Source organism: Thermorhabdus hydrogeniformans, from assembly GCF_049310025.1.
GTDB lineage: Bacteria > Bacillota > Thermosediminibacteria > Thermosediminibacterales > Tepidanaerobacteraceae > JBJYKD01.
The window spans coordinates 1-827 of the sequence record NZ_JBJYKD010000075.1 but is presented as its reverse complement, the minus strand read 5'-3'; the positions used below and the strand labels follow the sequence as shown (position 1 = coordinate 827).

The following is an 827-nucleotide window of genomic DNA, read 5'->3' as shown; positions in this document are numbered from 1 at the left end:
ACATTAACAGTTGTATGGGCCGGAATGGAAGGCTGGTTTTCTTTTTGAATGACCTTGAACTGCTTACCGTAGAAAGAGAACACGCCGCCATTATCGGCCTTTCTTTTTTGCTTAACGCAAAGGATACAGTCAAGGTCAACACCTTCAGGAAGAGGGCGGAAAGCAGACTCAGCATTTTGAGGCTCAACGGGAAATATCCTGTTGAACTCATGTATATAGCCTTTAAGAAATTCATTAGCCTCACCGATAGTTTTTATCCCTGCTATCTTAAACTCCACAGGCAGACGAGACTGCAGAGTATTCCAAAGGCGCTCTATCCGCCCCTTAGCCTGAGGTGATCTTGCGGGAATTATAGTAACACCGAGCTCCTTCATGGCTCTTTGGAACTGAGTATCATTACAAACTTTACCTTCCAATTGCTCCTCAATGGAGAGCTTGCCGGCCTTGGTAGACAGGAAAATAGCATGTCTGTCACAATATAAACTGACAGGTATACCAAAATTTAAAATCATATAGCGGCAAGTCTCAAAATATCCTTGAAGGCATTCATTTTTAGTCATATAAAGGCCAACGATATTACCCGTGGCATCATCTATAGCGCCGTGGAGGGTATAATTATTACCGTCACCGAGCCAATCATACGGGGTAGCGTCCATCTGAATTAAAAGGCCTATCTGAGGCTTTCTCTTGCGGCGTCGATGAGGTTTAAAGCGCCTTTTCTTTTTAGGGCTTTTGATACCAGCGCCGCTGAGAATACCATAAAGGGCAGAATAACTTAACTTGATGTTTTCAACCCTATCAAGAAGCTCCTGAAAATGTTTAAAATT

Annotated in this window: 1 protein-coding gene; it reads right to left on the bottom strand. The window is 43.0% G+C overall.

Annotation, left to right across the window (positions count from 1 at the left end; all coding sequences use genetic code 11):
* A partial coding sequence (locus ACKX14_RS15525) for an ISNCY family transposase (RefSeq protein WP_422449272.1) occupies positions 1 to 827 on the bottom strand: 827 nt, incomplete at both ends.